Annotated in this window: 6 protein-coding genes and 1 tRNA gene; 3 read left to right on the top strand and 4 right to left on the bottom strand. The window is 42.5% G+C overall.

The annotated features are described in order from the left end of the window. The coding region (locus ACR2F3_RS09880) for a type II secretion system protein GspG (protein WP_432709813.1) at nt 1–671 on the top strand (671 nt) is incomplete at its 5' end. 91 nt (nt 672–762) lie between these two features. On the opposite strand, the gene ACR2F3_RS09875 is transcribed toward ACR2F3_RS09880, so the two are convergent. Then, nucleotides 763–2,076, bottom strand: coding sequence for a serine hydrolase domain-containing protein (locus tag ACR2F3_RS09875; RefSeq protein ID WP_432709812.1), 1,314 nt, complete (start codon nt 2,074–2,076; stop codon nt 763–765). 277 nt (nt 2,077–2,353) lie between these two features. On the opposite strand from ACR2F3_RS09875, the gene ACR2F3_RS09870 reads away from it, so the two are divergent. Continuing rightward, nucleotides 2,354–3,970: an FAD-dependent oxidoreductase gene (locus ACR2F3_RS09870; RefSeq protein ID WP_432709811.1), complete on the top strand. Its 1,617-nt coding sequence runs from the start codon at nt 2,354–2,356 to the stop codon at nt 3,968–3,970. A gap of 174 nt (nt 3,971–4,144) precedes the next feature. Here ACR2F3_RS09870 and ACR2F3_RS09865 read toward each other — a convergent pair whose 3' ends face one another. The 3 genes from ACR2F3_RS09865 to ACR2F3_RS09855 form a co-directional block, all read right to left on the bottom strand. Further along, nucleotides 4,145–4,342 (bottom strand): quinol oxidase subunit 4, encoded by a 198-nt coding sequence (locus ACR2F3_RS09865; protein ID WP_432709810.1) that lies wholly within the window; start codon nt 4,340–4,342, stop codon nt 4,145–4,147. A 104-nt stretch (nt 4,343–4,446) separates the two neighbouring features. Beyond that, nucleotides 4,447–5,910 (bottom strand): RagB/SusD family nutrient uptake outer membrane protein, encoded by a 1,464-nt coding sequence (locus ACR2F3_RS09860; protein ID WP_432709809.1) that lies wholly within the window; start codon nt 5,908–5,910, stop codon nt 4,447–4,449. Between the two features lie 21 nt (nt 5,911–5,931). Continuing rightward, nucleotides 5,932–9,111 carry a SusC/RagA family TonB-linked outer membrane protein gene (locus tag ACR2F3_RS09855; protein WP_432709808.1) on the bottom strand — a complete coding sequence of 1,060 codons (3,180 nt, stop codon included), beginning with the start codon at nt 9,109–9,111 and terminating at the stop codon, nt 5,932–5,934. A 362-nt stretch (nt 9,112–9,473) separates the two neighbouring features. On the opposite strand from ACR2F3_RS09855, the gene ACR2F3_RS09850 reads away from it, so the two are divergent. Continuing rightward, nucleotides 9,474–9,547: transfer RNA gene (locus ACR2F3_RS09850), tRNA-Ala, on the top strand. Nucleotides 9,548–9,560 lie beyond the last annotated feature (13 nt).

Raw genomic sequence — 9,560 nt, 5'->3', positions numbered from 1 at the left:
ATGAAAAAGTTTCTTTGATTCCCAAAAGTGCTTTCCAATCCTATACTGACCAAATCAATTTTATTGGACTTATTCGAAGTAGTTTAAGCAAAACAAGAGTGAAGGTTAATGCTTTACCTGGAAATGCTTACAGGAAGCCTCCATATTTATTAGGGCTTTTGTGTGCAGTTCCTTTTGTTGGCGCTATTGTAGGATTGGTGTTTATCTACTTAGGTGCTACAAGGTTTAAAGACAAATGGTTTACCTTAATTGGCGTATTTGGGGTCGCCTTTTCGGTTGTTGTATATCTGGCACCATATTACGCTGGAAAAAATTATTTTAAGGTGAATGACGGAATTGAAAAAATATCAAAAATGCAAATTAGCAATTTGGTAAAAGATATTGAATTTTATAAAATACAGCATGGTGTGTATCCTGATAGTCTAAAGCAGCTTCAGTTAGATGATAAGAGTGTTTTTATCAATGATCCGACACAAGCAATTCAGGGCCGGAAAAGCAACTTGTTTAATTATTTGAGAGTGGGTGATCAATATCAATTATTCTCATCAGGAGAGGATGGTATACCGGGTACAGAAGATGACCTGTATCCTCAAATTCCTGCTAACATGATCAAAAAAACTGGATTGATTAAATATGAGTTGAAACCCGATACCGCACAACAAAAAAGGTAGAGAAAGCCCGAACAGGTAACACATGCTCAACTTGTTACATCAATCAGAAACAATGGTCTTTCCTGGTTTAAAAATATTGCTTTGAAATGTATTACTCAAAAAGCTGGTAAGCCTTGCTCAAAAACAAGGGGTAAATGGGCTCGCGCTTAGGCATGTTCAGATAAAATAATGCGATCATATTATTTTCCGGATCAATGATGTACTCAGTGCCATACATACCTCCCCAGGCGAATGCTGTATTGGAAACCGCGGGAACGGGCTTCTTTTCCGCATTGTACAGTTCAAAGCCTAAGCCGAACTGAAACCCTTTTCCCCCCGCATTAACACTAGGCAATTGGTTTACGGTGGTCATTAAAGCTATCGTTTCTGGTTTTAGAATTTGCTGTCCGTTAAAGGTTCCCTTATTCAATAACATCTGGCAGAATTTTGCATAATCGGCAATGGGTCCATTAAGCCCTAGGGCACCTTCATAATAGGTTTGTTCCTTGCTGACAGTACCCTCACTAAATTTATTTGATTCTGCAACGAGTTTGCCATCAACTGCACTGTAGGCTTTCACAAAACGTTGAAGGGCCTCAGGCTTATAATACCAGTCTGTTTCTGTCATTCCCAATGGATCAAGTACACTTAGTTTTACATATTCGCGGAGCGTTTTTCCTGAAATAACTTCAATCAGATAACCAAGCATATTTGTGCTGACATGGTAACTCCACTCACTTCCCGGGTCGAACCCCAGCGGATATTTAGCTAAAGCCGTCATCTCTTCTTTCAGGTACTTTACGTTACCAGTACCAAAACTGCGCTGCCCCACCACCCATTCAGGCTCCTTCTCCGGGGTGCCATTGGCTGCTAAGCGTTTAGCCTTTTCAGCCTTCCTGATTTTATCCACCAGGCCAGCATTCAGTCCGGAAGAATGCGAAAGGAGGTGTGCAAATGTCATCGGATTAGCAGCTGGCCGCGTTAAATAGGTGCCATCCTCGTTCACCTTCGTCACCACTTGATTGGAGATACCAGGAAAGTATTTGGAAACAGGATCATCAACTGCGACCCGTCCTTTTTCAACAAGCGTCATAAAGGCTACACTCACTACCGCTTTAGTCTGTGAAAAAAGAATATAATAATCATTTACACTTGCAGGTACCTGCCCTTCAATATCCTTCCAGCCAAAGGCCTTATTGTAAACTACGTTACCGTCTTTGGCTACAAAAGCGACCAAACTACTTGCCTTTTTTTGGTCTACAAAACTTTGGAGCAGGGAATCCACACCGGCAACATTTGAGGTGTTTGTTCCTGCTAACTTTAATTCAACATCGTATTTTAACTGCTGCGGTCCTGTTGTATTATTTTGCGCCATGACGCAGAACGATAACGCCACCAAGGCTATACTTAAATAGGTTGTTTTCATAAGGAAATTTAATCTGTGGACAGTAAATGGTATGATGGCATGGTTGAAACACTTGTATTCACTTCAATAATTTTTAAAGTATTGCGTTTGTTTTTTTGTCTTCCCTAATATAACTTATTCCTGGATATATAATAATAATCCGTTATGCTAACGGAAACCGATATGGTAGCCATCATCTGATGACTATAGTTTAATGGCAGGCGTAATAATTAAAAGTTTAGTATAAATACTACGCTTAAATGCAACTTTTACCGTTATAGTTGATAAATACCGGCGTATGATATTTAGCAGGTCCGTTTTCCTTAAAGAATTAGAAAATCAGCAAGCCTGGGATGTCATCATTATCGGCGGCGGTGCCACCGGCCTAGGCATTGCGGTAGATGCAGCCAGCAGGGGTTACCGCACCTTGCTATTGGAGCAAAGCGACTTTGCTAAAGGTACTTCCAGCAGAAGCACCAAGCTAGTGCATGGTGGTGTGAGGTACCTTGCTCAAGGCGATATTGGCTTGGTGTATGAAGCTTTACAGGAGCGCGACCTGCTGTTAAAAAATGCAGCTCACCTGGTGCATGACCAGGAGTTTATCATTCCCTGTTTTCATTGGTTTACCAAACTATTTTACCTGGTGGGGTTAACCTGTTACGACCTTCTTGCTGGTCGTAATTCATTTCCAAAGACTACGTCCTTAAGCGCCGGTGAGGTGCTAAAAGCGATACCTGGGTTATCAAAAAACAAACTGGTGGGAGGTGTAAGTTATCACGATGGCCAGTTTAACGATTCACGCCTGGCCATTAACCTGGCACAAACAGCTGCTGAGCAGGGCGGGGTATTGTTAAATTATATGAAAGTTGTTGACTTAGTGAAAGCAACAAATGGCAAGCTAAGTGGGGTAGTGGCTAATGATCTTGAAACCGGGACAGTCTATCACCTTAATGCAACCACCGTGATTAATGCCACCGGGGTTTTTGTAGACGACGTTTTGAAAATGGACGTAACGAGTGCCAAGCCCTTGCTGCGGCCTAGTCAGGGGGCACACATCGTGATTGACAAGAGCTTTTTGCAGGGCGATGTTGCCCTGATGATTCCTAAAACCAGTGACGGCCGCGTATTATTTGCCGTGCCCTGGTATGGAAAAGTATTGGTTGGTACTACAGATACCCCGGTAAATGAACACCAGATGGAACCAAAACCGCTGGCCTCAGAAGTTGCATTTATTTTAAAAACAGCGGGGCAATACCTGAGTAAAAAGCCGGAACTATCGGATATCTTATCCTCTTTTGCAGGCCTTCGCCCTTTGGCGGCACCAAGCGACAATAGTCACAAAACCAAAGAAATTTCCAGAAGTCATAAGTTGATCGTGAGTGATTCGGGCCTGATTACCATTACTGGTGGCAAGTGGACCACCTATCGAAAGATGGCAAAAGATACGTTGGATCGGGCAATAAAAATAAAACAACTGCCACCTGCAGTTTGTGTAACAGAACAATTGCGTATACATGGGGCGGAAGGGGTTAATGAAACCGGTGAATTCGCTCTTTATGGTAGCGACGCTTCAAAAATTAGGGAACTCATTCTATCGGCACCGGATTTAGCACAACCCGTTTATGTAGGCTTGCCTCTGTTAAAAGGAGAGGTAGTATGGATGATACGGCAGGAAATGGCGCGGACTGTAGAAGATGTGCTGGCCAGACGGAGCCGTTGGTTGTTTGTAGATGCTCAAGCTGCAGGGAAACTGGCTCCAGGGGTGGCAAAGCTTGTTGCTGAAGAGTTAAATCGGGATTCAACCTGGGTAAACAACCAACTCCAATCTTTTAAATTACTAGTACAACAGTATTTGTTCAAATTAGCAGAAAATGAGGAAATGCCGGACCGCACAGGTGTTAAAACTGAAAAGTAAGTTGCTTCGTGTTGTAGCATAACGTCGATCTGTATCCTCACTTTACTGACGAGGAAAAAGATTTAAAAGCTGAGCTCAAAGATGGTTTGCATTTGATCCCTGAAGGTTATAAAGTATGGGCAGAAGTGCTTAGGAAAGGTTAATTACCTATAGCAAACTGCCCTTAAGTAGGCGTTAGTGTTTTTTTCTTTGTCCGGGTGCGTAATACCTAGCAGAGTTGCCTTTTTTCTTGCTTTTGTATTTTTTCTTTCCGTGATATTTTTTTGCCTGCCCTGGAGGAATTTTGCCGCTACGTCCGGCAGTTTGTGTGGTGTAACAAGAGCTAAACATTAAAATGCCCGAAAGCAGTAGTATGGTGTACAATTTTCTCATAGGTGTGTTTTAAGGAGTAACATGCCAAACTCATGCCAGAAAGCCTGTAACTAAAAAACGGATGCTTGTAAGGGCACCCGTTTTCCATAGTTGGTTGGTTTGGTTTAATTATCAGTCATCAGTTTGTTTAATGATAATTCGTCTGAAGAAATCGGCCAGATATAGCCAATATCTCCTGGCGCTTTAGCTGGCGCACTTCCTTTTGCAGGTAATGGTAATAATAAACGGGTTAGGTCTGGACCTCTCAAGCCTTCTCCCAGAAACTCAATTCTGCGTTCCGTTAAGATAGCATCGGTAAAGGCAGCAACAGAGGCTGGTGCAATTACTGCTGCAGCATCAGAACGTTGTCTGACCCTGTTTAGCAAAGCTAATGCTTGTGGATCGATAGCATTTGTACTACGCACGCGTGCCTCTGCCAGATTTAGCAAAACTTCAGGCCACCTAATTACTGGCACAAAATCGGTATAAGGGTTAGGTGCAGTAAATTTGGCCATAAATGATTTTCCTGCAGGCGTTTTAAACAGTAAGCTTCTTCTTTTGTCTGTTGCCGACCAGCTGGTATTGGCAATAACACCGGTTGGATTCAGTGAGTACTCCGTTGTGCCTGGCGTATTGTTTGTAAAATAGAAATACGATGCCAGCGAGTTTTGGGTGCCCGGGTAATCTATCGGACTTGCAGCACTTGACATCGGCAGAGAGAAGATTGATTCGTTGGTGGTGTAAGGTGCTTTGAATACATTCGTTACATCAGCTTCTAAGGCATGCGGCACATTTGCTGATGCCTGGAAAGGAAAAGCCGGGGCAACAATTTTATTGGCTTCAGTAATTACATCAGCCCATTTGCCCATGCTTAGGTATACCCTTGTTTTTAGGGCGATAGCTGTATTTTTGTGTGCTCTGGTGGTATTTAATATTGGCGATCCGTTGGTAGAAGCCAAGTTTGCCTCGGCAAAGTTTAAATCATCCAGAATTTGCGTATACACTTCAGCAACCGTGCTTCTGACTAAATCAGAGGACCCAGGGCCAGTGATGCCGGTTAATCGTATCGGCAAACCAGGTTTGTTTCCTTCGCCATCGGCATACGGACGGGCAAATACCTGCAGTAAGCTATAATAAGATAATGCCCTGATTAAACGTGCTTCGGCAATGTATTTTGTAGTGCGTTGTTCGCCAACCACAGCACTTCCTTTTGCGGTCATGCCATCGATAAATACGTTACAGCGGTTGATGGTTAAATAACCTTGAGACCAAAGTCCTTTTACGGAAGTAGCACTATTGGCCACATTCATGCTCCACACATCAGATGCGGTAACAAGGTTACTTGTTTCGTTGATAAAGTCTTCACCACGCACATTGCCATAAGCCAGGTAACGGCCTCCGTAGAAAGCCCCGGACTTTAAGGAACCATATAGTGATAGCGCCTGACTTTCGATTCTGAATTCTGTGTCGAAGGCATTATCAGCCGCAACAGACGTTTTTAATTCTGGTGTAAGATACTCTCTTTTGCAGGCGCTTGTAAAAAGCAGTGTGGCGCCTAAGGTGATGATATATAAATTTCTTTTATTCATGATGTTGATGATTATAATCAATTAAAAACCTACGCTTAAACCCATGGTATATGTTCTGGCATTCGGACCAGCGTTCCTGTCAGAACCCTGACCTGAAGAGCTTGTGCCGTTAGAGGAAACCTCTGGGTCAGAACCTGGATAATCAGTAATCATAGCCAGATTTTGTCCTGCAACATATAACCGAAGGTTGTTAAGTTTTACTTTTCCTAATACTGATTGTGGAATGGTGTAGCCAAGGCTAACGTTTCTAAGTTTGATGAAATCGCCTTTAAACACGTTGATATCTAGTGGCATGGTATTTCCGTAAGAAACGTTATCGCCATAGATTGGTTTAGGGAAGTCGGTTACATCGCCTGGTTGCTTCCAACGGTTTAACACGTCGTTTGCATTGTTCCAGTAACGTTGATCGTGTAAACCTGCATTTGTTCCATAAGAAACATAAAAGCCTAATTGGTAGGTTAACATCACGTTTACATCAAATCCTTTAAAGCGGAACGTATTATCGAAACCACCATAAATTTTAGGCGCTGTATTTTGATACATCACAGCATCGGCACTTTGCGTAATGGCAGGTGCTCTGGAACCGTCGTCAAGGTAGGTCCAGTTGGCACCATTTGTAGGTACAATGTGTTGATAAGTTACCGCTCGGCCATCCTTATTATAGAAGATCCTTCTTCCTGTTTCGGGGTCAACACCGCCTGTTTTTACTACGTAAAGGTAACCTACCGAATAACCTGGGATGGTTCTGTTTACGTTTTCACCAGTTGCTGTAGAACCTGTTGGTGTAACAATTTCTGTTAAGCCAGGTGCCAGTTCAGTTACCTCATTTTTGTTGAAAGAGATGTTGAAATTGGAGTTCCATGAAAAACCAGTGCTTTGTACCGGCGTAGCCCCGATAGCCAATTCCACACCACGGTTATACATAGAGCCTACGTTGGCCAAAACGCTTGTTGGTACTCCTGTAGATGGTGCTTGTGCAACGTTAAGGATCAAACCATCAATGTTGTTTTTGTAATAGGCACCTTCGAAAGTAATGCGGTCTTGTAAGATACCGAAGTTAAAACCTACATCTAGTTTCTTACTGGTTTCCCAGGTTAGGTCAGTGTTACCAGCTGCGGAATATAAAGAGCTTGGTAAACCGCCATATAAGCCGGAGCCAAAGGTTGAGAAAGTAGCGTAGTTCCCGATACCTGAGATATTACCCACTTTTCCATAACTTCCTCTTAATTTGAAGCTGCTGAAAATATTGCTTGCATTGGAGTTGATCCAGAAGTTTTCTTTAGTGATTTCCCATCCTGCAGATGCACCCCAGAAGATACCTTTTTTATCGCCTAAAGCAGAGTATTCATCCTGACGTAAGTTACCGCTTAAGAAATATTTACCGGCATAGTTATAGTTTAAACGGCCAAAGAAGGATAGTAAATAGTTCTCTCCATAAGCAGCGGCTGTAGAGTTGTTGGTTTGGTAACCTGCCTGAACCACGTCGTATGCAGGGTCTGTTAAACCACGACGGTCTATTCCATAGCCAGTTACGGTGTTTCTTTGTTGTTCCTGACCAACCAATAAGTCAAAATTATGATCACTTAGGCTGTAGGTCGCTTGCCCAGTATTGGTCCAGGTCCAGTTTTTAGATTTCCTGAAAGCACCAATTCCCTGGCCATTTACTCCCTGACCAGTACCATGAGTTGGGTTGTAAAAAATGTCGTTGTCACTGTTAATGTAATCAATACCGTAAACAGATCTTAACCTAAGCCATTTTAAAGGTGTTAATTGCACATAAGCATTGGATTGCAAGTGATCGATCTCGTTGTTCTCCCTGTCGTGCTCCAGGATTTGTGCAAAGTTGTAAAAACCTACTTGTCCACCGCTAACTACGTTATTCATTGGGCCTATATAGGTTGCGCCCAGATTATAAGTACCATCGTTGTTAAATGGAGATACGTTAGGTGCATTTACCAAAGCAGTTCTGGCGATACCGGCAGTACCATAGGCTTCTCCGTTTAGGGAGCCTGAAGAAATGGCCGCTAAATTTTTCTCATTGGAATAAGATAATTTACCTCCAATGCTGATAAAATCATTAACCTTGCTGTCGATATTAAAAATAGAGTTTAAGCGTTGAAAGTCATTTCTCTGAATAATACCCTCCTGGTTAGTATAACCAACACCCAGGTAATATTTAGTGGCTTCTGTACCTCCTGAAACATTCATGTTGTGGTTTTGCGAGAAACCAGTGCGATAGGCATAGTCGTACCAGCGGGTATTGATTGGCTGGCCGTCAGGTCCATTGGTTAAAGCAAAAACAGGAAGTTGTGAAACGCCGTTTACCGTGATGTTTACACTACCTCTACGGATGGCATCGGCGTTAGCTAAAGCTTCGTTTTTATAATCGGTATACTCAAACGCATTTAACAGTTCGGGCAGGCGGTAAGGGCTTGACCAACCTACATAAGTGTCATAAGTTACTTTTGGTGCACCAGTTTTGCCTCGTTTGGTGGTTACGAAAACCACACCGTTCGCTGCTCTACTACCATAGATGGCTGTTGAAGCCGCATCTTTTGCGATATCAATGCTTTCAATGTCATTTGGGTTGATGCTTGATAATGCATTACCTGCTGCTGCGGTTAAACCCTGATCACCTGTAGTTGCCACTACCCCGTCAATTACAAACAAGGGTTGTGAGCTTAAGGAAATAGAGTTGGTACCACGGATACGGAATACTGGCGGACTGTTTAATACACCTGTGGCGTTGGTTACCTGCACACCTGAAGCGCGACCAGCTAAACCTGCCTCCATACTTTGGATTGGCTTTTGGGCAATTGCAGCACCACTAACGGAAGAGGTACTCCCCGTGGTTTCTCCTCTTTTCTGTGTTCCATACCCCACTACAACGACATCATTTAAGGTTCTGGAGTCGTTTTCTAAACTCACGTTCATGCTACCTGAAGTAATGGATACGTTTTGAGGCAGGAAGCCGATGGTAGAAACTTCTAAAGTGGTTACGTCTCTTGGTACGCTGAGAGAAAAGTTTCCGCTGGCATCGGTTTGTGTGCCGCCTTTTGCGCCTTTTAGGCGGATTGTTGCGCCCGGGATGGGTAGGTTGTCTTCTTTTGATGTCACTTTTCCAGTGATGGTTCTATCCTGAGCTATTGCGAAGTTCGCGAAAAGCGTTAGGATGAATAAACTTAGTAAGAGTTTTTTCATAAAATTGGTTTTGTTTGGTTTTTTTAGTTTTAAACTGGGTTTTTTCTGTACTTTTTGATGTTGTTTCTGTTTTTTTTCTTGTTTTTTAAAGTTTATTGTGGGTGAAATGGTTATTAATTTACGCTAATTTATGTGTTTACATGAAATTCAAAATGTTTTTTCGGTATTTTATTTGCGGTATTCAGAAATTTCGGTGGTTTTCGTGAAAATTTTGGTGTATTTCACAATATGTTTAAGGTGTTTTGCAAAATAAAGTAATGGATGTTGCTGGTTTTTGATAGGCTGAGTGTAAAATATGGCAGTTAATTTTTTTATAATTTTATTTGCAACACACCTAATTTTAATTACTTTTGCCCCACCACGGGGGATTAGCTCAGCTGGCTAGAGCGCTTGCCTGGCAGGCAAGAGGTCAGCGAGACGACTCCGCTATTCTCCACCCCGTTAAAAAA

Source organism: Pedobacter sp. (genome assembly GCF_045627485.1).
Classification (GTDB): Bacteria; Bacteroidota; Bacteroidia; order Sphingobacteriales; family Sphingobacteriaceae; genus Pedobacter.
The sequence above is the reverse complement of the archived record's forward strand: the minus strand, read 5'-3'. Positions and strand labels throughout refer to the sequence as shown.

Excerpts from the sequence above, each read along its gene's own strand:
- ACR2F3_RS09875 (WP_432709812.1), bottom strand. The coding sequence starts at position 2,076 with ATGAAAACAACCTATTTAAGTATAGCCTTGGTGGCGTTATCGTTCTGC.
- ACR2F3_RS09870 (WP_432709811.1), top strand. The coding sequence starts at position 2,354 with ATGATATTTAGCAGGTCCGTTTTCCTTAAAGAATTAGAAAATCAGCAA.
- ACR2F3_RS09865 (WP_432709810.1), bottom strand. The coding sequence starts at position 4,342 with ATGAGAAAATTGTACACCATACTACTGCTTTCGGGCATTTTAATGTTT.
- ACR2F3_RS09860 (WP_432709809.1), bottom strand. The coding sequence starts at position 5,910 with ATGAATAAAAGAAATTTATATATCATCACCTTAGGCGCCACACTGCTT.
- ACR2F3_RS09855 (WP_432709808.1), bottom strand. The coding sequence starts at position 9,111 with ATGAAAAAACTCTTACTAAGTTTATTCATCCTAACGCTTTTCGCGAAC.